This window comes from Kitasatospora sp. NPDC059973, assembly GCF_042737525.1.
Lineage (GTDB): Bacteria > Actinomycetota > Actinomycetes > Streptomycetales > Streptomycetaceae > Kitasatospora.
Genome location: NZ_JBHWUI010000111.1, coordinates 1 through 21,676, shown reverse-complemented (window position 1 = coordinate 21,676; position 21,676 = coordinate 1). Strand labels below are relative to the sequence as shown.

The window sequence follows — 21,676 nt, the reverse complement described above, 5'->3', positions numbered from 1 at the left end:
TCAGCCCGTGGAACGCTCCCAGCCCGGGTCGCGGCCGGAGGCGGCGAGGGCGCGGTCGAGGGACGAGGCGGTGGCGGGCACCGGCACCGCCTCGGCGAAGCCGCCGTACTGGCGGTAGATCTCGGCGTTCTCCTCGACCACCGTGAGAACCAGACGGGCCAGATCGTCGTCGACGTCCGCCTGCCGGCCGGTGGCCCGGGCGACGTCCCAGCCGTGGAGCACCATCTCCTTGACCACCATCCGGGCGACCGATGCCGCCGACACCGACATCCCGCCCAGATCGATCTCCCCCTCCCAGGCGGCCGGGTCCGACCAGGCCGCCACGGCACGGTCGAGCTGGTCCGCGTAGGCGAGCGCCCAACCGGGGTCGGCGGTGAAGTCGCGCGCCACCAGCTCCTCCGGCAGCGGCTCCCGGCGTGCCCGGCGTTCGAGGCCGTGGGAGGTGTACAGCACCCAGTGGTTGACCAGGGTCCTGGTGTCGAACGCGGTGCAGGGCGTCGGCCCGTCCAGGTGCTCCGGTCGGACACCGCGGGCGATGCGCGCGGCCTCCGCTGCGGCGCGGGACATGAGGGGGTGGAGTGCGTGACCGTTCATGTGTCGATCCTCGCCCCGGGGGCCGGGCGCCGTCTAGAACAAACGCGACGGCTAGCCTGGCGGCATGACCTTCCCGGACCTCGGACGCGGAGTGCTCCATCCCGACCGGGCCGCGGCCGCGATCAGCCTGACCCGGTACGAGCCCGCCCCGGAGCTGGCGCGTTTCGTCGAGTTCTACTGGCTGGTGCGCTGGAACCGGGACGGCCTGCCCGCCCACGAGCAGAAGGTGCTCGTCCACCCCAGCGTCCACCTCGTCCTGGAGGCGCCGGCGGCCCGCGTCCACGGGGTCGCCAAGTCCCTCTTCGTCCGCAGGCTGGAGGGGACCGGCCACGTGCTCGGAGCCAAGTTCCGCCCCGGCGGCTTCCGCCCGTTCACCGACCGCCCGGTGGCCGACCTGGCCGACCGGATCGTCCCGGCCGCCGAGGTCTTCGGCCCCGGGGCGGACCGGCTCAACGACGAGGTGCTCCGCGGTGCGGGGTGCCTCGACGCCCTCGCCGCCCGGGTGGACTCCTTCCTGCTCGCCCGGTCGCCCGCGCCCGACCCGGTGGCCGAGCAGGTCGCCGCGATGGTCGAGCGGATCGCCGGCACCACCGACCTGCGCCGGGTCGACCAACTGGCCGAGGAGTTCGGCATCACCGTGCGCCGCCTGCAGCGGCTGTTCGCCGAGTACGTCGGGGCCACCCCGAAGTGGGTGCTGCGCCGGGCCCGCCTGCACGAGGCCGCCGAGCGAGCCGACCGCGCTACCGTCATCGACTGGGCGGCGCTCGCCGCCGACCTCGGCTACGCCGATCAGGCCCACCTCACCCGCGATTTCACGGCCACGGTCGGTACGTCACCGGTCCGCTACGCCTCGGGAAGGCCGTAACTCCGGCCGCTGGCAAGCGGGTTGCCGCCCGTACCGAGGGCCCGGGCCGTTCCCTCCGCCGATGGGGTTCGAGCGGCCGGTGACCGGTCGCGGCCTGCCCGGAATCCTCCCGCCGATACCGGGCCGATTCTGTCCGGTATCGGCCATAACGTGTGGTCGACAGCACGACGTACCCCAGGAGAATCACCCGTGAACCTCGTCTCGATCCGCGTCATCACGGCCGACGTCGCACGACTGGTCGGCTTCTACGAGCGCGCCACCGGCGTGACGGCGCAGTGGGCCAACGAAGACTTCGCCGAACTCACCACCGCCACGGCCACGCTCGCCATCGGCAGCACCCGCACCGTCCCGCTCTTCGCGCCCGGCTCGGCCGAGCCGGGCGCGAACCGCAGCGTCGTCATCGAGTTCCTCGTCGACGACGTCGACCGCGTGCACCGCGACCTGACCGGCGTCGTGGAGGACTTCGTCAACGAGCCCACCACCATGCCCTGGGGCAACCGCTCGCTGCTCCTCCGCGACCCGGACGGCAACCTGGTGAACTTCTTCACCCCGGTGACCCCGGCCGCCCGGCAGAAGTTCGCCCGCTGACCTCCCCGGTCCGGAACGGCGAGCCGCGGCACCCGGAGGGCGGGGCCGCGGCTCGTCCGCATGATCCGAGGTGCGGGACGGAGGCCGGTCGATGGCCTGATCCGCTCGTGCGGGATCCGGTCATCGGCGGCCGCCCGCGGCCGTTCCCCAGGACCGGCGAGCGTGGCGTTGTATCGTCGCCCGATGGCGAGGACATTGCGGTTGGCGGTGGCGCAGAGCACGGTCCCGGAGGACCCGCGGGACGGGGAGGCGATCCGGGGCGCCGGGCGGCAGATGCGGGCGCTGATGCGTCAGGCGGCGGGTGCGGGCGTCCGGTTGGTGCAGTTCCCGGAGGGCGCGCTCGTCTACCCGGACAAGCACGTGGTCGCCGGCCGCCCGGAGGGAGGCCTCGGCCCGGCGAACTGGGAGGGGGCCGCCTGGGACGTCCTGCGCGAGGAGGCGGAGGCGGTAGCCGCGCTCGCGGGGGAGCTGGCCCTGTGGACGGTGTTCGGCTCGATCCACCCCCTCACCGCCCCCGCCCGCCCGCACAACAGCCTCTACGTGGTCTCGGACCAGGGCCGCCTCAGCGCCCGTTACGACAAGCGTTTCCTCTCGCACACCGAGCTCTCCTACCTCTACACCCCGGGCACCGACCCGCTCGTCTTCGACGTGGACGGCATCCGCTTCGGAACCGCCCTGTGCGTCGAGGCGAACTTCCCCGCCCTGTTCGCCGAGTACGAGGCCCTGGACGTCGACTGCGTCCTGCTCTCCGTCATGGTCGACGACGCCGCCCGCACCACCCTCGCCCAGGCCTACGCAAACCTCCACTCCTACTGGCTCGGCTACGCCCTGCCCGCCCAGTACAGCGCCACCGTCCCCGCCGGCCTGGTCGCCCCGGGCGGCCGCTGGCTCGCGCGCTGCCCCGGCGACGGCCGGCCCGGCCTCGCCATCGCCGACCTCGACCTCGACAGCACCGAGCCCGACATCCACACCGCCCTGCACCTCGTCCGCCCCTGGCGCCGCCTCGCCCGCACCGGCCTCTACGACGGTCACACGGCGGCCGACGACCCCCGCAGCGCCGACCGCACCGCGTTCTGACGGCAGACGATCCCGCCCCGCAGGCACCGCCCGGCAGTACTCCTACGCCGCGTCCCCGCCCGCCGCCCCGCTCACGGACCACGGGCCGGCCCGGCGAACCGTGCCGGTCGCTGCCCGGCGAACCGTGCGCACGGTGGCGCCGGGCGCCGGGAACCGTCACAGACCCAGCACGAGGTCGCGGACGGCGGCCGGTCGGGACAGGAACGGGTGGTGGCCGGCGTCCAGCTCCACCACGCCGTCGGCCCGGGCGGCGAACTCGCGCTGCCGGCGGACGTCTCCAGCGGCCTCTGCGCGGACGTGGCCGGCGGCTCCACCGCCGACGGCGCCCGGGTCGTGCAGCTGCCCGCCGGTGACACGAACAGCCAGGAATGGAAGCTCGAAGCCGTCTGACCGGGGGCGCCGCTCACCGGGGCTCTCGGTGTCCCCGGCCCGGCGCCCCCGCGCGTGGGACGACCTGCGGCGGCCGGCCCGTCGAGGGGCCGCCACCCGGTGCGGCGGCGCCCTCAGCGGTGAGGGCTTCAGCGGCGAGGGCCTCCGGACGGCGCCGGCGCCGTGCCCGGACGGGCCCGGCGGGCCACCGGTGGCAGGCCGAGCCGGTGGGCGACCGCGATGGCCAGGCCGGCGGCGAAGGCGAGCACATGGCCCACCGCGGACACCTCGCCGTCCCCGAGCCCGGACAGCAGGTCCGGTGCGGCCACCGCCAGCATCACCAGCCACACCGCCCGCGACCACGCCGGACGGGCCACTACGATCGCCACCGCCAGCGCGGCGACCACCACGTAGGACGGGCCGGTGTCCAGCACGTGCGCCTCGGCGGCGGGCAGTTCGCCGTGCTCGATGCGCCACCACACCAGCGCCTCCGTCAGCCCGGTCGCGGTCAGGTGGGCCAGGGCCAGTCCCGCCACCGCGCGGCGGGCGCCGAGCGCCGACACCACGGCGAACACGGACAGCGCGAAGACCGGCCACACCCAGAGGGTGCTCTGCGGTACGAACACGGACACCGTCAGGGCTTCGACCGGGTGCCCCGACGGCCAGAGGCGCAGGTTGTCGAGGTTGGTCGACGCCCACTCCCGCAGTGCCAGCACCTGCTCGGGCGGCAGCAGCCGCAGGACCGGCCACATCACGGCGAGCACGGCCACGAACCAGAACGCCGGGTTCCGGATCAGCCGCCGCAGCGAAGCGCGCGTCGGGCGCGGGCCGGCCACTACCGGGCGCGCCGCGGCCGCGGACCGCCGACGAGCGCGGCGCCCGCGGCGACGGCCACCGCACCGGCGGCCATCAGCCCGTGGCGGGAGCGCCAGGACAGCACCGACCAGCGCGAGTTGGCGGACAGCAGTGACCCGAGGGAGAGCCACGACCCGGCGGACAGTACGGACAGGGCCGAACCGGCGGAGCCGATCGACAGCACGCTGCCGACCGACCCCACCGAGAGCACCGAGCCGACCGAACCGATCGACAGCACCGAGGCCACCGAGCCGATCGAGAGGGTGGAGTCCTCGGACCACCGGGACCACGAGGGCGAGGACGACACGGACGAGGCCGCTGCGGCCACCGAGGCCGACAGAGCCGATGACGAGGGATCGTTGCGTTCCGACACCCGCCGATCGTATGCCGCCCCGGCTCCACCCGCCGCGCCCCGACCCCGCTCCACCCGCCCCGCCCCGGCGGCCCCCGGCCGTGGACGGCCCGCGAGGATGGTCGGCCCCCTCGCGCTCGTCGACGCGAGGGGACCGGCCACCAGCGTACGGGTGGCGCGGGCCGGAGCCGGCCCCGGCTCCTCCGCTGCCCCCGGGAGGCCGCCCGCCCGACCGGACGGGGCACGGTGCCACCGGCCGTCCCGTGACCGGGCTTCTCCGCCCGCCGCGGGGCCCCGGCCGCCGCCGTCGCACCGGGACGCCCTGCGTCACAGCGGGGTGAGGACGTCCTGGTGCAGCCCGTCGAGGACGAAGCCGCTGTCCAGCCGGACCCGGACCGTCACCCGCCGCCCCCGCTCCCGGTACGCGGCCCACGCCGGCTCCAGCGCGGCGATCTCCGCCTCCAGCCGCTCCCGGCTCGCCGCCGGCATGGTGTGCCCGTAGTCCTCGAACAGTGCCTTGAGCCGCTGGTACTCGCGGACCTCCGTGCTCTCCGGGAGCTCCCCGTCCACCCGCTCGACGGTGCCCTCCGCCCCGGCCCCCAGCGAGAGGAACCCGACGACGGCCCCGGGTTCCCCGGCGACCGCCTCACCGATCGCCAGGTCCTCGGCCAACCTCACGCGTCGGCCCTCGTCCAGGGTCATCCGTTCTCCGCCTCTCCGTCGGTCACGGCCACCGGCGCGGGCGGCCTGCGGCCAGGCCATTATCCGTCGGTCCCCGGCCGTCGACGCCGGGCGCCCCCGGGCGGGCACGCCCGCCCGGCCTCCGGCTGTCCGGTGCGGCGCAGCGTACGCCTGGGGGCGGTTTGGGCTGGGCCGTTCGAGTGGCGGTGGGGTTCGGTGCCCCGGCGACGCGGGCAGAGCCTGCGGCATGACGACACCTTCGACCAGTGGTCCACTACGCCGGCGCCGTCCGGCCTCCCCGGCCTCCCCGGCCGCCCCGGCCGCCCCGGCCGCCCCGGTCCGCGTGGCGAGGCCGGCGGCACCGGCCCGGCCGCGCGTGACGGGCGGGTGCTGTCGGACCTGGTCCAGTCAGCACCTCACGCTGGGCGGCGCGGCCGTGCGCACGACCTGGCACGAGATGGCGTGCCGGGCCTGGACCCGGCGGTGACCACCGGGCGGGGGTGCGGGGGAAATCCAGGAGCCCGGACGCCCGCGCGGTGCTACGGTCGGGCGCCATGAACTGGCTTCCCGACGACTTCGTCCACCCCGTCCTGGTGCCGCTGCCGGGTGGCGGTCACCATCTGCGGCCGATCCGGGAGGCGGACGCCCCGCTGGACTATCCGGCGGTGATGGGCTCGCGCGAGCGGCTGTGGACCCTCTTCGGCCCGGCCTGGGGCTGGCCCGCGGCCACCATGACCTACGAGGCCGACCAGGCCGACCTGTTGCGGCACGAGAAGGAGATCGCCGCACACCAGTCATTCAACTACGCGCTGTTCGACACGGCGGAGACGGCCCTGCTGGGCTGCGTCTACGTCGACCCGCCGGAGCGGGCCGGCGCGGACGCCGAGATCTCCTGGTGGGTGGTGGACGAGCTGGTGGGCAGCGGGGTCGAGCGGGCGCTGGACGCGCTGGTACCGGAGTGGATCGCCGCCGACTGGCCGTTCGGGCGGCCGCGCTTCGTCGGCCGCGAGATCTCCTGGTCGCGCTGGCTCGCCCTGCCGGCGCACCCCGGCGCGTAGCCCCGGTCGACGCCGGAGCGCCCGTCCCGCGGCGCTGTCGGGAGTCCGGGCCCGCACGGGAGAGCGTGACGGTGCGGTGCGCCCGACCGGTCCGGCCGGGCGCACCGCACCGCGGCGTCAGGCCAGGCCCTGGGCGATGACCAGCCGCTGGATCTGGTTGGTCCCCTCGACGATCTGCAGCAGCTTGGCCTCACGCATCCAGCGCTCCACCGGGTGGTCGGCCACGTAGCCCGCGCCGCCGAGCACCTGGACGGCGTCGGTGGTCACCTTCATCGCCATGTCGGTGGCGAAGAGCTTCGCCTTGGCCGCCTCCAGCGAGTAGGGCAGGCCGGCGTCCTTGAGGCGGGCGGCCGCCAGGGTGAGCGCCCGCGCGGCGGCGACCTGGGTGGCCATGTCGGCCAGCATGAAGCCGATGCCCTGGAAGGAGATGATCCGCTCGCCGAACTGCCGGCGCTCCTTGGCGTACCGCACCGCGTAGTCGACGGCGGCCTGGGCGAGGCCGACCGCGCAGGCGGCGATGCCGAGCCGGCCGCAGTCCAGCGCGCCCATCGCGATCAGGAAGCCCTTGCCCTCGCGGCCGATCAGCCGGTCCGCGGGGACCTGGACGGAGTCGAAGCCGATCTGGGCGGTGGGGGAGGACCAGACGCCGAGCTTCTTCTCCCGCTCGTGCACCACCATGCCGGGTGTGCCGCCGGGCACCACCAGGCAGGAGAGGCCGCGGGCGCCCGGCCCGCCGGTCCGGCTGAACACGTTGTAGAAGTCCGCGTAACCGGCGTGGGTGACCCAGGACTTGGTCCCGGAGATCCGGTACCCGCCGTCCTCCTTGACCGCCTTGGTGGTGAGCGAGGCCGCGTCCGAACCGGCCTCCGGCTCGGACAGGCAGTAGGCGCCGAGGAGTTCGCCGCCGAGCATGGCGGGCAGCAGTTCCTCGCGCTGGGCCCGGGTGCCGTAGGTGGCGGTGCCGAAGCAGGCGAGGTTGTGCACGTTGACCGACTCGGCCACGGCGAGCCAGTGGTAGGCGACCTCCTCCAGCGCCTGGAGGTAGACCTCGTACGGCTGCCCGCCGCCGCCGTACTCCTCGGGGTAGGGCAGGCTCAGCAGTCCGGCCTTGCCGAGGGTCCGCACGACCTCCCGGGGGAACTCGTGGTTGGCCTCGAACTCGGCGACCCTCGGGGCGAGTTCGTTGGCGGTGAGGTCCCGGACCAGGTCGAGCAGGTCGGCGGCCTCCTCGGTGGGCAGGATGCGCTGGACCTTCATCGGGCCACCTCGGTGAGCGTCGGGTGCTGCGACCGCAGCAGGTTCTCCAGGACGACGGCGACGCCGTCCTCCTCGTTGGAGGGCGCGATCAGGTCGGCCTCGGCGTGCAGGGCGGGGTCGGCGTTCGCCATGAACACCCCGCGGCCGGCCCAGCGGATCATGTCCAGGTCGGTCCGGGCGTCGCCGAAGGCGATCACCTCCGAGGGGGCGATGCCGCGTCCGGCGCAGAGCTTCTCCAGCGCGGCGATCTTGCTCACCCCGTGGGCGACCAGGTCGACCACACCGCTGTGGTGGTGGGAGACGGTGACCAGCCCGCCGAGGATCTCCTCGACCTCCGCCGTGTCGATCTCGCGCAGCCGGGGTGTGACGGCGAAGAGCTTGAGCACCGGGACGTCGATGGTCTCCGGGTCGGAGCGGTAGGACTCGCCGATCAGCAGCGGCTCGGGGTAGTCGGGCGCGTAGCCGACCCGGCGGTCCGCCAGCATCCAGCCGATCCTGGCGTCCGGCAGCGCCCGCTTCAGCCGGGCGGCCGTCTCGCGCGCGGTCGCGGCGTCGATCGTGGACGCCTCGGTCAGCTCCATCGACGGCACCTGCCAGAGTGCGGCGCCGCCGCAGCAGATCGCCTCGCCGGTCAGGTCCAGGGCCTCGACGATGTACTCGATGGCGGCGGCGTGGCGGACGGTCACGAAGACCGTCTCGATGCCCTGCTCGTGGGCCAGGGCGACGGCCCGGCGGGTCCGCGGGGCGACCGAGTAGTCGGGGCGCAGCAGGGTGCCGTCGAGGTCGACGGCGATCAGTCGGGGCAGGTCGGGGGTGGCGGTCATGCGGGGAGCTCCTCGATCGGGGTGCCGGGCGCGTCCACGCCGTGCTGCAGGAACGCGTGGATCAGGCGGACGAAGCGCGTGGACCAGTCGCGGCCGTAGAGGTCGTGGCGGTAGCGGAGTTCGAGCGCGATGCCGTCCTTGCGCTGGTAGCCGATGACCCGCAGGCCGCCGCGCGGGACTTCGGGCATCGGGATGCCGATCGGCTGCACGCCGAGGCCGGTGGGCTGGAGCAGCGGCTCGCGCTCGTCCTCCACCATGTCCATGTCGAAGTTGAGGTAGACCGGCACGCTGCCGGGCTCGCGGAAGCGGATGCCGTACTGCTCGGGGGCGAGTTCCCGGCTGATCAGCGAGAACGGGATCCGCTGGTGGCGCATCGCGTTGAACAGCGTCTGCGCCTCCAGACGGACGAGTTCGCCGAACGGCGTCGCGCCGGTGAAGCGGGTGCGGAAGGTGGCCGGGGTGGCCACGTAGCCGACCATCGCGTCGGTCTCCGGCCGGGTCCGGTTGGCGAGCGAACCGAAGGTCGCCACGTCGCCGGCGGCGTCCTCGCCCACCGTCTCCAGGCGCAGCCGCCACATGGCCGCCTTGAGCGCCGCGGAGACCACCACGGCCGAGGTCACCCGCTCCTGGACGGCGAACTCCTCGACGGTGGCGCTCAGTTCCGGTCCGATCGGTTCGAGCAGTTTGGTCACGCCCGGCTCGGCGCCGGTCGGCGCCTGCGGGTCGGCCAGGCCGGAGGCGGGGATCGGGGTGATGCCGTCGAGCTGCTTGCGCCAGTAGCCGAGCTGGCGCTCCAGCTGGACGCCGTTCAGGTGGCCGTGCTGCCAGAGCGCGAAGTCGGGGAACTGGACGGCGAGTTCGGGGAGCGCGGGGACGGCGTCGCCCTGCTCGGTGGCGTAGATGGTCAGCAGGTCGTTGATCATGATCCGGGCCGACCAGGCGTCGAAGACGATGTGGTCGGTGGTCATCGAGAGCACGTGCAGGCTCTCGCTCACCCGGCCGAGCACGGGGCGGAACAGCGGTCCGGCGGCCAGGTCGAAGGGCTGGTTGGCATGCTCGGCGAGCAGGGTCAGCACCCGCGGCAGGCGGGTCCGCGCCGGCTCGTCGGGCGCCTCCAGGACGGGTAGGGCGCGCGGCTGCGGCGGGAGCAGCAGCATCACGTGCTCCTCCCCGGCCGCCTCGTCCACCTCGGGGAAGACGGTGCGCAGGGTCTCGTGGCGCTCGGCCAGCAGGTTCAGACTGCGCTCCAGCAGGGCGACGTCGAGCGGCCCGTCGAAGCGCAGGCCGAGCGCGATGTTGTTGTTCACCTGGTGCACGTGCCGGCCCCAGAGCAGGCGCTCCCGCTGGGTGTGGGTGGCCGGGACGGCCGCGCCCCGGGTGGCGGGGCGGACCTCGGTGGAGGTGTTGGGTTCCGGCCGGGTGACGTGGACGGTGGTGGGGATCGTCATGGTGTGGCGGTCCGTTCGCAGGGAGAGGCCCGGGGCGGCCGGGGAGTCAGGCGGATCGGTCGGACTTCGGGTGCAGCGCGGGGTGGGCGAGCAGGGGCAGCAGCAGGACGATCGCGGACAGCGCGCTCAGGGTGGCGAAGCCGAGGCGTTCCAGGACGACGCCGGACAGTGCGGCGCCCGCGGCCGCGGCCAGGTTCATCGCCATGTCGGAGAACCCCTGGGCGGCCGGGAGTTCGGCGACCGGCACGGTCTCGGAGAGCAGGACCGAGGCCGCCACCAGCACCGCCGACCAGGAGAGCCCCAGCAGCGCCAGCGCGATGGAGAGCTGGACGACGTCGTCGCCGTCGGCGGTGCCGCAGAGCCACAGCGACAGCAGCATCGCGGCGGTGCCCCCGTAGAGCACCGGGGTGCTCCGGAAGCGGTCCACGGCCCAGCCGAACAGGGTGGAGAAGCCGTACATCCCGGCGAGGTGGCCGCTGAGCACCATGCCGATCACGCCCAGGCCGGTACCGGCGTGGTGCATGTGGATGCCGGTCATCGACATCACGGCGATCATCACCAGGTGTCCGGCGACGATGCTGAGGATCGCCAGCACGGCCGGCCGGTTGCCGCGCAGCGCCTTCAGCATGGTGCGCAGCGGCGGCGGCTTCTCCCGCTCCCCGGCCTCGTCCTGCCCGCGGGCCAGCAGCAGCGGGTCGGGGCGCAGCAGGACGGCGATCGCGGTGAACGCGATCGCGAAGCCGACGACCGCGAACAGGTAGGTGCCGGAGAGCGGCGGCAGGCCCAGGTGTTCGGCGATCGCCGCGCCGGGCCCGGTGAGGTTGGGGCCGATCACGGCGCCGACCACGGTGGTGGTGAGCACGAGCGACATCGCCCGGCCCCGGTGCTGCGGTTCGGCCAGGTCGGCGGCGGCGAAGCGGGCCTGCAGGCCGGTCGCCCCGGCGGCGCCGTAGAGCACCATGCCGACCAGGAACAGCGGGAAGCTGTGCACCACGGCGGCCACCACGCAGGCCACCGCGCCCACCGTGGCGGCCAGGTAGCCGGTGGCCAGCCCGGGCCGGCGCCCCCGGACGTGGGTGATCGCCGCGATCGCCCCCACCGCGGCCGCGCCGCCGAGCGTCGCCGCGGTCTGCGACAGGCCGGCGAGGGTGGCGCTCCCGCCGAGGTCCTCGGCCAGCAGGCTGGTGACGGCGAAGCCCGTGGCGATGCCGCTGCCGCTGATCACCTCGGCGACGACGAGCGTCCGGACGGTCCGTCGCTGCACCCGGGCGCGGTCGTGGCGCGGCGGGTCGGTGGTGGTGGTCAAGGTCGGCATGGCGCTCCGGCTCTGTGCGTGTCTGCGGGGGTGGTGGGGGGATCTCCGGCCGCCCCGAGGGGCGGCCCGTGGCGGGCCCGCGGGTCAGCCGCGGGCCCAGTCGGCGGTCTCGGGCCAGTGCCGGCCGACCCGGCGGACGGCGTAGTCCCAGTACGAGCGGACGGAGAGGTCGGCGTAGATGAAGTCCTGCTTGGCGGCCACGTCCTGCTCGGTGGACCAGGTGTACGGGACGCCGGTGCCCTCGGCGGTCAGCTGGAGCCGGCAGGCGCGCTCCAGCACCTGGGCGAAGACGGCGGCGTGCCGCACGCTCTTGCCGACGATCACGCCGCCGTGGTTCCGGAGCAGGACGGCCGGGTGGTCGTCGAGGTCCTTGGCGATGTGGTCACCGGTCTCGATGTCCAGGACGGTGTTGCTGGTCTCGGTGAACAGCCCGATCCGGTCCCGGAAGTACGCGCCGTCGTGCGAGATCGGGCGCATCGGCAGGTCGGTGGCCCCGAACAGCAGGGTGTACGGCGCGTGGCTGTGCACGATGCCGTTGACGTCCGGGCGCGCCCGGTAGATCGCCTGGTGGAGCGGCAGCTCCGGGGGCGCCAGCGGCGGGGCGGGCAGCGTGTGGTCCACCGGGCAGCGGACCACGTCGGCCGGGGCGGCCTCGTCGAAGCCGACCAGGGCGCCCTTGATGAAGAACTCGTCCCGGCCGGGGATCCGGGCCGAGATCTGGCCCTGGTTGAAGTCGTCGTGCCCGTCGAGGGAGAGCATCCGCGCGCCGACCGCGACCTGGAGGACGAGCCGGCGTTCGGCGGGGCTCAGCGGCCGCCCCTCTGCGGTGGTCATGGCGTGCTCCTTGCTGTCAGGTCGTCGTAGACGGTCCGCATGGTGACCAGGCCGGGAGGCGCGGTGCGGGCCCAGTCGGCGGCCGTCAGCGCACCCCTGGCCGGCACCGCCCAGCTGCCGACGTGGTGCCGTACGTGCAGCGACTCGCCGTCCCAGGTGTGGGTCAACTCGTGTTCGCTGACGGGGAGTCCGGCGCGCTCGTCGGCGATGTCGGCCACCTCCCGGCCGCTCGCGCCGGCCCAGGCCCGGGCCAGGACCACGGCGGTGGCGCTCGGCCGGTGCGCCTTGCCGATCGGGTGCCGCTCCCGGACGGTGGTGGTGGCCGCGCCGAGCGGACCCCGGGTGAGGGCCGCGGTGAACTCGGCGATGCGCAGCTGGAGGTAGTGGGCGAAGGAGAGGTTGGTGGCCCGGACCACCGGGACCACCGTCGCCAGCTCCGCCAGGGACGTCCACTGGGCGTCCGTCAGGTTGGAGACGCAGGCGACGAGCGGCACCCGGTGCGCCGCGCAGTACTCGAGCACGTCCGGGTGCGCGTCGGGCGCGCTGGCGTCGACGAGGACGTCGGGCACGGCGTCGACCTGCCAGCCGCCGCTGCGGGAGGCGGTCAGCGACACCCGCGTGCCGTCCGCCCGGCAGGCCGCCAGCAGCGCCGCGCCGAGCCGCCCGCGACCGACGACGCCCAGGGTGGGGCCGCCGGTCGCGGGTGCCTCAGGCATCGGCGCCGACACCGCTGGCGACCACCAGCGCCGCGACGCTGTCTATGGTCTCGTAGTGCTCGGCGTCGACCTCCGGGTCCAGGTAGACGCCGAGGTCGTTCTCGATGCTGTCGATCAGGCGCATGTAGGAGAGCGAGGAGAAGCTGACCGCGCGCAGCGAGTAGCCGGCCTCGGCGAGCTCGCGGGCCGTGAAGCTGCCGTCGCCGGCCGCGACCGCGAGGTCGAGGATCTTGGTGTGGAGGGAGCTGTTGTCCATGGGGTTCTCCTGGGCTGGGGGAGGGGGTCAGTTGCTCTGGGCGTCGGTGAGCAGCCGCCGCAGGCGCTCGACGGACGGCTTGCCGATCGAGTTCACCGGGATCCGGTCCACCAGGTGGAGGACCGAGGGCACCTTGAAGGAGGGCAGCACCGCCGAGCAGTGGCTGCGCAGGGACTGCGCGGTCGGACCGGGCCCGACGGCGACGACGGCGGCCAGGATCGGCTCGCCGTGCCGGCTCTCGGCCTCGAAGGCGACCGCGTCCAGCACCCCGGCGGCCTCGCGCAGCACCTCGGTGACCTCGATCGGGTCGATCTTGCGCCCGCCGACGTTGACCAGCCGCCCGGTGCGCCCGGTCAGGTGGAGCACGCCGTCGACCAGGTGGCCCTGGTCGCCGGTGCGGTAGCGGCCCTCGGCGTCGATCCGCTCCTCGAAGACGCCGGGCGCGTTGAGGTAGCGCGAGCCCATGGACTCGCTCCGGACCCGGACGCCCTGCTCGTCGGCGATCAGGTCCACGCCGGGCAGCGCGGTGCCGAGCCCGGTGCCGTCCCCGTCGACCGCGTAGGTCAGGGGCCCGGCCTCGGCCACGCCGTAGTAGTTGTGGACCGGTACGCCGGTGAGCCGGGTGAACTCCTCGCGGACGCTGTCGCGCAGCGGGGCGCCGGAGGAGATCGCGGCCCGGACGCCCGTGAAGCCCCCGGTCGAGGAGCGCCGCACGATCGACTCGTACAGCGCGGGGAACGCCACCAGGCGGGTGGCGCCGGTGCTCTCCAGCAGCCGCACGATCCGGGAGGCGGTCGGCAGGCCGCGTGACAGGTGCAGCGAGGCACCGGGCAGGAAGGCCGCCAGCAGCGAGGTGTTGAAGGCCAGGCCGTTGGAGAGCGCGGCCAGGCAGGCGATCCGGTCCTGGGCCGAGAGGGCGGTGCCCTCGGCCCAGTTGCGGGCCGCCGCGAGCACGGCCGTGCCGGAGAACTCGATGCAGTTGGGCCGGCCGGTGGAGCCGGAGGTGAAGCGGCACACCTCGGTGCCGGGCAGCAGCGGCGGGGGAGGGGTGGCGGAGCGGCGCACCCGGCTGACCGTGAGGGCGCCGAACTCGCCTCCCGCCGTGAGGACTTCCGCGGTGACCTGCTCGACGTCGGCGTCCGGCGCGTGGATCAGCAGGTCCAGCCCGCAGTCCTCGGCGATCCGGGACAGTTCGAACGGTCCGAAGGCCGAGTCGGCCAGGAAGGGGACCGCGCCGGCGAACAGTGCCGCCAGGTAACCCACCACGTAGTCGGTGGAGTTGGTGGCGTACAGGCCGATCCGCAGCCGGTCGCCGGCCACGCCGTACGGGGCGAGGCGGGCGGCGGCGGCCCGGGCCCGGTCGGCGAGTTCGGCGTAGCTGAGCGAAGCGTCGGGGTCGGTGACCGCCACGCGGTCGCCGTGGCGGGCGAGGGCGTCCGTGAAGGCGTGGGGAAGGACGGCGTTCATCGTGGCCTCACCGCTCGTTCTGGGCATGGGCGGTGGCGAGCCGGTCGAGCTTGACGCCGGAGTCGTCCGGGCGGCCGAGCATCAGGACGTAGAGGATCTCGTCGCTCTCCGGCAGCCCGGCCAGGGTGTGCCAGAGCGCCGCGTCGAACCCGCCGACGCCGGTCACGCCGATCCCGGCGCGGTTCGCCCCCAGATAGAGCAGCTGCCCCAGGGCGCCGCAGCGGAAGGCCAGTTCGCGGAGGTCCTCGGCGCCGGCGGCCGAGTCGCCGGCGCTGTCGGTGAGCGCGGTGCGCGGTGCGTGGAGCAGCACCACGGCGGCGGCGCCGGCGAGGGTGCGCTGCTGCATGCAGGCGCGCACCACCTCGTCGGCGGAGGGCAGCCGGCCGGTGCGCGGCGCGCCCTCGCCGGTCAACGGGTGCACGGCGTTCTGCCCCGGTTCCTCGGCCGACCGCAGGACCAGGGTGGCGCCCATCGGCGAGGCGGCCGGCAGGTCCGTCCGCACTGGCGTGGAGAGGGCCGAGACGGCCTGCCAGACGTCGGCCGCGGGGACGGTGCCGGGAACGAACGCCTTGCTGGAGGCCCGCGTGGCGAGCAGCTTCGGCCACTCGGACGGATCGCCCAGACCGGGCCGGCCACCGCCCGGCCGCCCGCGGTCGGGCAGGTCCGCGAGGGGGGCGAGGGCGTCGGGTGCGCCGTCCGTCCCGGGGTGCTCCGCCCGCGCGGAGAGGGAGTCCCAGCAGGTCTGCTCCAGCCAGGACCGCCAGGTGGGCGCGTGTCCGTCCCGGGCGGCGCCGTCGTGCACCGTCCAGCGGGTCCAGGCGTCGTCGGCCTCGGCCGCCGGCACCAGGAGGGCGGAGTGCACCTCCCGGCAGTTCTCGCCCGCCTCCAGCAGGTCCGAGAGGGGTAAGCGGGGGAAGCGCAGCCGCAGCGTCCCCGGCGCGCCCCGGCCGGTGGTGGCCAGCAGCAGGTTCCCGGCGGCGTGCCCGGCGTCGAGCTGGGTGTACAGGTAGCCGCGGTCGCCGTACTTGCGCATCGACAACCAGGGCCGGGTGAGGGTGACGATGACCGCGCCGCCGTCCCCGGGGATCGCCAGCGTCGAGGCGTGCAGTGCTCCGGCGACGTCCCCGGTGGCCAGCCGGGTGCAGGTACGGCGGTCGGCGTCGACCCGGAAGGCGGCCGGCGCGCCGTTCTCCATGGTGAGGACGGCGAACTCGTAGGGGTACACGGCCCCGGCGGACGGGACCGCCCGAGCCCCGTGCGACCTGCGGGAACGGTCGGCCCGGCTGGTCAGCGCGCCTTCCTCCAGCAGGGACAGCGCGAGTCTGAGGCCCGGAGCCGCGGCCGGCTCGGCGGGCGACTCGGACGGTGCCGCGGGCAGGGCCATCCGGGCCCACATGTCGGCTTCGAAGTCCGGCGGCGCGTGCTCGGGTCTACGGGCGAGGGGTACTGCTCGTACGGCGGGTACGGCTGATGTGTCTGCATTGCCTTGCACGTCTGACGAAACCTCATCTCGTCTGGTGGCACGGCCGACCGGGCCTGCGAGAGGGCAGGCGAAAGCCCCCCGGCCAGTTCGGCAGATGGCATGCGGCGGCTACAGGGAACTGTGTACAGACTTCGACATGACTGTGCCGCCCGCGCCATTGCGGGCGTCGACAGCCCGTCCCCCGTGAACGGCCTGTGTGAAGTGGTTGAATCACCTGTTCCGCGCCCTGGGTAAGCGGCGGCTGGCGATCATCCTGTGGCACCCACGTGAGCGCTGTCAAGGATTGGCGTAGACCATCGAGGGACTGTTCGGCGGCCCCCGGCGGGGTGGTCGCGACCTGCCGAAAGTGACCGCGGCGCAGAGCTGGCGGTCACTCAAATCGCTTGTCGCAGGCGTCGGTTCGCGGACAATACCGACATTGGACTCAAGCCCCCCGTCCCGGGCGGCGCGACCGGCGCCGGCCGGCGCGCTCGCTCCCGGCGGTGGCGGAGACCCGCCCACGCGGTCGCTTGACGGCCCGCGTGTCCGCCCCCGGCATCCGCCCCGCCGGCCGGACACCGGGCCGGCGCGGACCGGTCGGTCCGCGCTGCCCCGGCCGATACCGCGGGACAGGTATCAGCGGACCGGCCCGACGGTGATTCGATCCGGAACGGAGCCGGACGGAATGTCCTCGGCCTCGGCCGAGAATCCGTCAAATGCCCTGGGTGAAACGGCGCGAAGCATGTCCGTGGAATTTCCGGTGTTCGCCGGAACGGGCGATATCCGGCGTGGGCCGAATTCCCTGGTCGCGGGGAATCGGTATCGGTCGGAACGCCGCGCATCCGTCCGCTCCGAGACGTGCCCGACGGCGCCGGTGATCCATCGTCACGGGCCGCCCGGGCGCGGGGTCCGGTCGGCGCCGACCGGGGAATTCCGGACCGGCTCCGAGCGGCCCCGCGACTCGTCGGCCGACCGCCTCTGCCCAGCGGATTCCGCGGTCGGGGCCGGCGGAACCGGACCCGCGCCGACGGACCTCCGGAGCGCCGCCGAGCAGGGCGCCCACCTGGGCGACCGTGCCGAGGAAGGCGGGCTGGAGACCCCCGTGGGCGCCCTCGGGTCGGACCGGCCGGGATTGCGCCGAACCCGGTTGGTCCGCACGCGCGAACCGGTCGCGCGTCCCGCATTCCCGCGCGGGGAGCGCGCCGACATCACCGACCGGTCCATGACGCCCGCCGAAGCGCCGGAGGTTTCCTTCGTCGGCGATCGGCTCCCCGTTCCGCGGCGTTCGGCTCGCCGTTGTGCCGCGTGCGGGTTCGACGCCGGCGGGCGTGGGCGGCGGGGCGGCCCGGTCGCGCGGCGCGGCACCACCGGCCCCACGACTCGGCCCGCCCGTCGTGGTGATGCGCACTCGTGCGAGTGCGGACGGTCCCCCCGGGATCGGCGCAGTTCGTACGGGCGAGGACGCGTCCTCGTGTCCTGGCGGTTCCGGGTCCCGGTGGACTCCGCCGGGCGGCGCCCGACCGGGCCGGCCGGACCGCTACCGCGGGGTGGTGTCGTCCGCCACGAAGGGCCCGCCGTGGCCGGGCACGATCAGGTCCGCCGCGGCCAGCACCCGCAGCCGGGAGGCGCGCAGCACCTCGCGGTCCGGGGCCACCGGGTCGTCCGCCGGGCCGTCGGCGTGCCACCACAGGTCGCCGGCGAAGGCCACCACGCCCGAGTCCGTGCCCGCCAGCAGGGTGATGTCCTCGGGGCTGTGGCCCGGGGTGCGGATCAGCCGCAGCGACGGGGTGAGTTCGTAGCCCTCGGCGTCCCGGTTGGTCCAGTGGTCGCCCAGGTACTCGACCTTGTGGTCGTGCACCCGGGCCCGGCCGAAGAGGCCCGCGTTCATGGTGTTGTCGGGGTGGTGGTGGCTGAGCACCACATCGGTGATGTCGTCGGGGCCGAGGCCCAGTTCCGCGAGCGGGGCGAGGATGTGGTCACGGCTCGCCACCATGCCCGGGTCGAAGATCACGTGCCGTCCGGCGTCGGAGACGTAGGAGACGGTGGCGGCGACCCCGGGGCCGGTGGAGCCCACGTAGCCGGTGGTCAGGACCTTGAAGGCGGCGCTGCGGCCGAGCGGTGCGTCTGTCATGGCTTCGATCCTTCCGGTCTTGACGGTGCCTCACGAGTGGCACGTCTGCCGGTGACCGCAGGATTCGTGCCAAGCCTGTGCGACACTGCCTGCGTGCCGCCTTTCCGGACCGTCGCCGCCTACGTCCCGCCCGGCGCGGGCATGCTCGCCGTCGGCATCGTCACCGAGGTGTTCGGTCCGCACGGAGCGGCGGTGCCCGGTTTCGACTTCGCGCTCTGCTCCGACCGCCCCGGACCGGTGCCCACGGACTGCGGAGTGCCGCTCGCCGTGCCGCACGGTCTGGACCGGTTCGCCGGCGCCGATCTGCTCATCGCGCTGCCCGGGGCCGGATTCCGCGAACCGCCCGCCCCCGCCGTGCTCGACGCGCTGCGGGCCGCGCACGCGCGCGGCGCCGTGGTCGCGGCCCACTGCGTCGGCACGTTCGCGCTCGCCGCCGCCGGACTGCTCACCGGCCGGCGGGCGACCACCCACTGGCGGTTCGCCGGCCTGCTCGCCGACCGCTATCCGGACGTCACGGTGGATCCGGACGCGCTCTACATCGACGACGGAGACGTCGTCACGGGCGCCGGAGCCGCCGCGGGTTTCGACCTCTGCCTCCACCTGCTGAGGCGGGAGTACGGCGCCGCCCTGGCCAACGCCGTCGCCCGCGACATGGTGCTGCCCTCCCACCGCGACGGCGGGCAGGCCCAGTACCTGGCCGCGCCCGTCCCCGGGAATGGCCAGGACGAGCGGCTCGCCGAGGTCCTCGGCTGGGCCCGCGAGCACCTCCACGAGCCCCTGCCCGTCACGGAACTGGCCCGCCGCGCCCTGATGAGCAGGCGCTCCTTCGCCCGCCGCTTCACCGCCGCGACCGGCACCACCCCGCACGCCTGGCTGCGGGACCTGCGCCTGAGCCGGGCCGAGGAACTCCTCGAAGCCACCGACCTGCCGGTCGAGGAGATCGCCCGCCGGGTCGGCTACGGGAGCGCCGCCGTCCTGCGCGAACAGTTCGTGCGGCGCCGGGGAGTCCCGCCCCGCGCCTACCGGCGCGCTTTCACCGGCACGCCGTGACGGCCCGGCAGGTCCGCCCCGGCCCCCGACGTCCACCGTCGCCACACGCCCGGCGGACGTCCGGCCGCGCGCCGTACGGGGCACGAGGGCGTTCGCGGACGGCGGCCGTGCTGTCGGACCCTCCTCCTAACCTCGGGGCATGGGACTCTCGATCACAGTGGGGTTGTTGAACGACCCGGCGCGCAACGACCCCGAGGGGTGGGACCACCACGTGGCAGCCTTCACCCGGCTCGACCGGGCGCTCGCGAGGCAGGGCATCGACTGGCGCGAGCCGGACACGGACCCCGCCGCCGGAGCGCTCCACGCCGGAGGCATGCCGTACAGTTACCTGGGCCACCTGCGCCGCGCGTTCGTCCTGCGGCTGCGCGGGGAGGCCGTCACCCCCGCTCGCTCCGTGTCCGCGGCGGAGTACGCCCGGGACCAGGAGAAGGTCCAGGACGAACTGACCATGTTCTCGTCGCACCTGCTCTGTCACGCCGACCACGCGGGCTACTACCTGCCGGTCGACCTGGCCGAGCCGCTGTTCCTGCCGGCGCAGGACCGAGTCCCGGGGCACGGGATGGTCGGGTCGAGCCGGCGCCTGCAGTCCGAGCTGGTCCGGCTGGCACCGGGGCTCGGCATCCGCCCCGACGAGGACGGAACGCTCTCCCGCGCGCGGCTGGCCGAGCTGGTGGACACCCCGGACAGCGACCCGTTCGAGCCCGAGAAGTACGCCTGGGCCCAGCTCTACGCGGCCTGCCGGGCGAGCATCACCGGGGGCCATGCCATCGTCTTCGGCTGAGGGGCCGGTCGAGGGCCGGCCGCGGTTCCGGCCGCGGGTACGGGGGCTCGTCGCTCCGGAGGGTGCGCAATCTTCGCAGAAGCGTCACAGCTGGGTCTGGAACCCTCACAGCCGGGCTGCCTAGGCTCCGCATGCGCACGACGACGTGCGCGGAGCCGCCGACGACCGGTGTGGGCCGGCCACCCCGGCAGCACGGGAAGACCACATGGACTACTGCGCACCCTGCCGCCGCCATCTGAACGGCGCGATGACCTGCCCCGGCTGCGGGGCCCCCGCGGTGACCCGGGAGACCCTGCCGGACGCGACCCTGACGCTGTCCCAGGGACCACCGGCCGCCGCGCCACTGGCCGCCGTTCCCCCGCCCGCTGTGGCACCGCCTCCGGCGGCCGGCCGGTCCGCCGCACCGGCCCGGTCCCGGCGTTCCGGGCGCCGGCCGGCGCGGCGGGCCAGCGTCCTCGCGCTCTCCGTCGTCGGCCTGGCCGTCGCGGGGCTCGGTGTCGCGGCCCTCGCCGCGAACGGCAGTGAGGGCGCCTCGCCCGCGCCGGCCGCGGGCGGGCCGGTCGCGACGCCCACGCCGAGTGGCCCGACCTCCGCCGCGCCCCCCACCGCGACGGGCGTGACCACGGTCCCGGCCGCGCCGACCACACAGCGCACCGGTGCGAGCCGTACCGCCTCCGCCACCGCCTCGGCCACCAGGAGCACCGCCCCGGCCGCGCCGACGAGCAGTCGTGCCCCGGAGTCGCCGCCTCCCGTCCCGGCCGCTTCGAGCCCGGCCCCGCCCACCGCCCCGCAGCCCTCGACGGCCGCTCCGCACCCCTCGGCCACCGTCACGCCGAAGCCGACGCCCACCTGCACGCCGTTCCTCTTCTGGTGCACGTAGCGGGCCGCCCGCTCGCCGCCCGCCCGGTCAGTCGCCGGGGGCGGGCACGCAGTCCCGGCAGACCGGTTGCCCGTCCTCCTCACGGGAGAAGCGGCTGCGGTGGTGGACCATGAAGCACCGCGCGCAGGTGAACTCGTCCCCCTGGACGGGCACCACCTGGACGGTGAGCTCCTCCCCGGAGAGGTCGGCGCCCGGCAGCTCCACGGACTCCGCCTCCTCCGCCACGTCCACGTCCGGCGTCCCGCCGGAACGCTCGGCACGCTGCCTCTTCAACTCCTCGACGCTGTCGACCTCCTCGTCGTCGCTGTTCGTACGCGGGGCGTCGTAGTCGGTTGCCACTGCTGCACCTTCCGTCGAAGGGATCCGGTACGCACGGGGGCGGACCGGATCGTCACGCCTCGGACCACTGTCCCCCGCGCCCGCCGATCACGCAGGCGGGGTCGCCGACCGGGGCGTCCGCGACGGTCGCCGACGGCTCGCCGCCGCCGAACAAAGCGAGGCCTCTGCCCCGGGGCGCCGGAAAGATTCGTACGAATAGGCGAGCGGCCCCCGGGGCAGTCGGGTGCTCGACACCGACTGCGGAGGTTCCGATGGTTCCCCTTCTTCTCGTTCTCCTGCTCGCTCTGCTCCTGTTCGGCGCCGGGTTCGCACTCAAGATTCTCTGGTGGGTGGCGATCGCCGTACTGGTGCTGTGGCTGGTGGGCTTCGTGGCCCGTGGTACGCACTCCTCGGGCCGGCGCCACCGGTGGTACCGCTGGTAATTCACGCCCTCAGGATCCGGCCCGGCGGCGGGGCGCACGCGTGGAGCGTGCGCCC

24 protein-coding genes are annotated in these 21,676 nt (G+C 74.7%); 8 read left to right on the top strand and 16 right to left on the bottom strand.

What is annotated here, in order from left to right:
• Nucleotides 1–594 carry a TIGR03086 family metal-binding protein gene (locus ACFWA9_RS26695; protein ID WP_380390275.1) on the bottom strand — a complete coding sequence of 198 codons (594 nt, stop codon included), beginning with the start codon at nt 592–594 and terminating at the stop codon, nt 1–3.
• Nucleotides 595–658: 64 nt separating this feature from the next.
• Between ACFWA9_RS26695 and ACFWA9_RS26690 the strand changes: the two genes are divergently transcribed.
• From ACFWA9_RS26690 to ACFWA9_RS26675, 4 genes are all read left to right on the top strand, one after another.
• Nucleotides 659–1,459, top strand: coding sequence for a DUF6597 domain-containing transcriptional factor (locus tag ACFWA9_RS26690; protein ID WP_380390273.1), 801 nt, complete (start codon nt 659–661; stop codon nt 1,457–1,459).
• Between the two features lie 189 nt (nt 1,460–1,648).
• Nucleotides 1,649–2,047: a VOC family protein gene (locus ACFWA9_RS26685; protein WP_380390271.1), complete on the top strand. Its 399-nt coding sequence runs from the start codon at nt 1,649–1,651 to the stop codon at nt 2,045–2,047.
• A 183-nt stretch (nt 2,048–2,230) separates the two neighbouring features.
• Entirely contained in the window at nt 2,231–3,124 is an 894-nt protein-coding gene (locus tag ACFWA9_RS26680) for a carbon-nitrogen hydrolase family protein (protein ID WP_380390270.1), read from the top strand.
• Nucleotides 3,125–3,334: 210 nt separating this feature from the next.
• Nucleotides 3,335–3,514, top strand: a complete 180-nt coding sequence (locus ACFWA9_RS26675; RefSeq protein ID WP_380390268.1) for an RICIN domain-containing protein — start codon at nt 3,335–3,337, stop codon at nt 3,512–3,514.
• A 128-nt stretch (nt 3,515–3,642) separates the two neighbouring features.
• On the opposite strand, the gene ACFWA9_RS26670 is transcribed toward ACFWA9_RS26675, so the two are convergent.
• The 3 genes from ACFWA9_RS26670 to ACFWA9_RS26660 form a co-directional block, all read right to left on the bottom strand.
• Nucleotides 3,643–4,263, bottom strand: coding sequence for a rhomboid-like protein (locus ACFWA9_RS26670; RefSeq protein ID WP_380390267.1), 621 nt, complete (start codon nt 4,261–4,263; stop codon nt 3,643–3,645).
• A 65-nt stretch (nt 4,264–4,328) separates the two neighbouring features.
• Nucleotides 4,329–4,688: a hypothetical protein gene (locus tag ACFWA9_RS26665; RefSeq protein WP_359835920.1), complete on the bottom strand. Its 360-nt coding sequence runs from the start codon at nt 4,686–4,688 to the stop codon at nt 4,329–4,331.
• Nucleotides 4,689–5,027: 339 nt separating this feature from the next.
• A complete protein-coding gene (locus tag ACFWA9_RS26660; protein WP_380390265.1) occupies nt 5,028–5,402 on the bottom strand; it encodes a hypothetical protein in 375 nt (124 codons plus the stop codon).
• Between the two features lie 533 nt (nt 5,403–5,935).
• Between ACFWA9_RS26660 and ACFWA9_RS26655 the strand changes: the two genes are divergently transcribed.
• Nucleotides 5,936–6,439: a GNAT family N-acetyltransferase gene (locus ACFWA9_RS26655; protein WP_380390263.1), complete on the top strand. Its 504-nt coding sequence runs from the start codon at nt 5,936–5,938 to the stop codon at nt 6,437–6,439.
• 117 nt (nt 6,440–6,556) lie between these two features.
• Here the strand turns inward: ACFWA9_RS26655 and ACFWA9_RS26650 are convergent, their stop codons facing one another.
• From ACFWA9_RS26650 to ACFWA9_RS26605, 10 genes are all read right to left on the bottom strand, one after another.
• Nucleotides 6,557–7,696, bottom strand: coding sequence for an acyl-CoA dehydrogenase family protein (locus tag ACFWA9_RS26650; RefSeq protein ID WP_329485260.1), 1,140 nt, complete (start codon nt 7,694–7,696; stop codon nt 6,557–6,559).
• Nucleotides 7,693–8,520 (bottom strand): HAD family hydrolase, encoded by an 828-nt coding sequence (locus ACFWA9_RS26645; RefSeq protein ID WP_380390261.1) that lies wholly within the window; start codon nt 8,518–8,520, stop codon nt 7,693–7,695. Before ACFWA9_RS26645 ends, ACFWA9_RS26650 begins: the two co-directional genes overlap by 4 nt.
• On the bottom strand, nt 8,517–9,968 hold the full coding sequence (locus tag ACFWA9_RS26640; RefSeq protein ID WP_380390259.1) for a condensation domain-containing protein: 1,452 nt from the start codon (nt 9,966–9,968) through the stop codon (nt 8,517–8,519). The genes ACFWA9_RS26645 and ACFWA9_RS26640 overlap by 4 nt, the downstream gene beginning before the upstream one ends.
• Nucleotides 9,969–10,014: 46 nt before the next feature.
• A complete protein-coding gene (locus ACFWA9_RS26635) occupies nt 10,015–11,283 on the bottom strand; it encodes an MFS transporter (RefSeq protein WP_352292769.1) in 1,269 nt (422 codons plus the stop codon).
• 84 nt (nt 11,284–11,367) lie between these two features.
• Nucleotides 11,368–12,117 (bottom strand): class II aldolase/adducin family protein, encoded by a 750-nt coding sequence (locus ACFWA9_RS26630; protein WP_380390257.1) that lies wholly within the window; start codon nt 12,115–12,117, stop codon nt 11,368–11,370.
• Nucleotides 12,114–12,833 (bottom strand): dihydrodipicolinate reductase C-terminal domain-containing protein, encoded by a 720-nt coding sequence (locus ACFWA9_RS26625; RefSeq protein WP_380390255.1) that lies wholly within the window; start codon nt 12,831–12,833, stop codon nt 12,114–12,116. Before ACFWA9_RS26625 ends, ACFWA9_RS26630 begins: the two co-directional genes overlap by 4 nt.
• Complete coding sequence (locus ACFWA9_RS26620; RefSeq protein ID WP_329485254.1) at nt 12,826–13,089, bottom strand: hypothetical protein; 264 nt, start codon at nt 13,087–13,089, stop codon at nt 12,826–12,828. The genes ACFWA9_RS26625 and ACFWA9_RS26620 overlap by 8 nt, the downstream gene beginning before the upstream one ends.
• A 27-nt stretch (nt 13,090–13,116) precedes the next feature.
• Nucleotides 13,117–14,583: a class I adenylate-forming enzyme family protein gene (locus tag ACFWA9_RS26615; protein WP_380390253.1), complete on the bottom strand. Its 1,467-nt coding sequence runs from the start codon at nt 14,581–14,583 to the stop codon at nt 13,117–13,119.
• Nucleotides 14,564–15,940, bottom strand: coding sequence for a nitroreductase family protein (locus ACFWA9_RS26610; protein WP_380390251.1), 1,377 nt, complete (start codon nt 15,938–15,940; stop codon nt 14,564–14,566). Before ACFWA9_RS26610 ends, ACFWA9_RS26615 begins: the two co-directional genes overlap by 20 nt.
• A gap of 1,615 nt (nt 15,941–17,555) precedes the next feature.
• The gene (locus tag ACFWA9_RS26605) at nt 17,556–18,149 is read right to left on the bottom strand and encodes an MBL fold metallo-hydrolase (protein WP_380390249.1); all 594 of its coding nucleotides are present in this window, start codon (nt 18,147–18,149) and stop codon (nt 17,556–17,558) included.
• 141 nt (nt 18,150–18,290) lie between these two features.
• On the opposite strand from ACFWA9_RS26605, the gene ACFWA9_RS26600 reads away from it, so the two are divergent.
• Nucleotides 18,291–19,199 carry a GlxA family transcriptional regulator gene (locus ACFWA9_RS26600; protein ID WP_380390287.1) on the top strand — a complete coding sequence of 303 codons (909 nt, stop codon included), beginning with the start codon at nt 18,291–18,293 and terminating at the stop codon, nt 19,197–19,199.
• 139 nt (nt 19,200–19,338) lie between these two features.
• Nucleotides 19,339–19,980: a hypothetical protein gene (locus ACFWA9_RS26595; protein WP_380390247.1), complete on the top strand. Its 642-nt coding sequence runs from the start codon at nt 19,339–19,341 to the stop codon at nt 19,978–19,980.
• Between the two features lie 210 nt (nt 19,981–20,190).
• Here the strand turns inward: ACFWA9_RS26595 and ACFWA9_RS26590 are convergent, their stop codons facing one another.
• Together ACFWA9_RS26590 and ACFWA9_RS26585 are read right to left on the bottom strand one after the other, a co-directional pair.
• Nucleotides 20,191–20,856, bottom strand: coding sequence for a hypothetical protein (locus ACFWA9_RS26590; RefSeq protein WP_380390245.1), 666 nt, complete (start codon nt 20,854–20,856; stop codon nt 20,191–20,193).
• A gap of 31 nt (nt 20,857–20,887) precedes the next feature.
• The gene (locus tag ACFWA9_RS26585; RefSeq protein ID WP_329485247.1) at nt 20,888–21,199 is read right to left on the bottom strand and encodes a DUF4193 domain-containing protein; all 312 of its coding nucleotides are present in this window, start codon (nt 21,197–21,199) and stop codon (nt 20,888–20,890) included.
• 251 nt (nt 21,200–21,450) lie between these two features.
• On the opposite strand from ACFWA9_RS26585, the gene ACFWA9_RS26580 reads away from it, so the two are divergent.
• On the top strand, nt 21,451–21,621 hold the full coding sequence (locus ACFWA9_RS26580; RefSeq protein WP_329485246.1) for a hydrophobic protein: 171 nt from the start codon (nt 21,451–21,453) through the stop codon (nt 21,619–21,621).
• The last annotated feature ends 55 nt before the right edge of the window (nt 21,622–21,676 follow it).

Bases quoted from the DNA above. Each gene is read 5' to 3' on its own strand.
- ACFWA9_RS26695 (WP_380390275.1), bottom strand. From the start codon at position 594: ATGAACGGTCACGCACTCCACCCCCTCATGTCCCGCGCCGCAGCGGAG.
- ACFWA9_RS26690 (WP_380390273.1), top strand. From the start codon at position 659: ATGACCTTCCCGGACCTCGGACGCGGAGTGCTCCATCCCGACCGGGCC.
- ACFWA9_RS26680 (WP_380390270.1), top strand. From the start codon at position 2,231: ATGGCGAGGACATTGCGGTTGGCGGTGGCGCAGAGCACGGTCCCGGAG.
- ACFWA9_RS26660 (WP_380390265.1), bottom strand. From the start codon at position 5,402: ATGACCCTGGACGAGGGCCGACGCGTGAGGTTGGCCGAGGACCTGGCG.
- ACFWA9_RS26655 (WP_380390263.1), top strand. From the start codon at position 5,936: ATGAACTGGCTTCCCGACGACTTCGTCCACCCCGTCCTGGTGCCGCTG.
- ACFWA9_RS26650 (WP_329485260.1), bottom strand. From the start codon at position 7,696: ATGAAGGTCCAGCGCATCCTGCCCACCGAGGAGGCCGCCGACCTGCTC.
- ACFWA9_RS26645 (WP_380390261.1), bottom strand. From the start codon at position 8,520: ATGACCGCCACCCCCGACCTGCCCCGACTGATCGCCGTCGACCTCGAC.
- ACFWA9_RS26640 (WP_380390259.1), bottom strand. From the start codon at position 9,968: ATGACGATCCCCACCACCGTCCACGTCACCCGGCCGGAACCCAACACC.
- ACFWA9_RS26635 (WP_352292769.1), bottom strand. From the start codon at position 11,283: ATGCCGACCTTGACCACCACCACCGACCCGCCGCGCCACGACCGCGCC.
- ACFWA9_RS26630 (WP_380390257.1), bottom strand. From the start codon at position 12,117: ATGACCACCGCAGAGGGGCGGCCGCTGAGCCCCGCCGAACGCCGGCTC.
- ACFWA9_RS26625 (WP_380390255.1), bottom strand. From the start codon at position 12,833: ATGCCTGAGGCACCCGCGACCGGCGGCCCCACCCTGGGCGTCGTCGGT.
- ACFWA9_RS26620 (WP_329485254.1), bottom strand. From the start codon at position 13,089: ATGGACAACAGCTCCCTCCACACCAAGATCCTCGACCTCGCGGTCGCG.
- ACFWA9_RS26615 (WP_380390253.1), bottom strand. From the start codon at position 14,583: ATGCCCAGAACGAGCGGTGAGGCCACGATGAACGCCGTCCTTCCCCAC.
- ACFWA9_RS26610 (WP_380390251.1), bottom strand. From the start codon at position 15,940: ATGGCCCTGCCCGCGGCACCGTCCGAGTCGCCCGCCGAGCCGGCCGCG.
- ACFWA9_RS26605 (WP_380390249.1), bottom strand. From the start codon at position 18,149: ATGACAGACGCACCGCTCGGCCGCAGCGCCGCCTTCAAGGTCCTGACC.
- ACFWA9_RS26600 (WP_380390287.1), top strand. From the start codon at position 18,291: ATGCTCGCCGTCGGCATCGTCACCGAGGTGTTCGGTCCGCACGGAGCG.
- ACFWA9_RS26595 (WP_380390247.1), top strand. From the start codon at position 19,339: ATGGGACTCTCGATCACAGTGGGGTTGTTGAACGACCCGGCGCGCAAC.
- ACFWA9_RS26580 (WP_329485246.1), top strand. From the start codon at position 21,451: ATGGTTCCCCTTCTTCTCGTTCTCCTGCTCGCTCTGCTCCTGTTCGGC.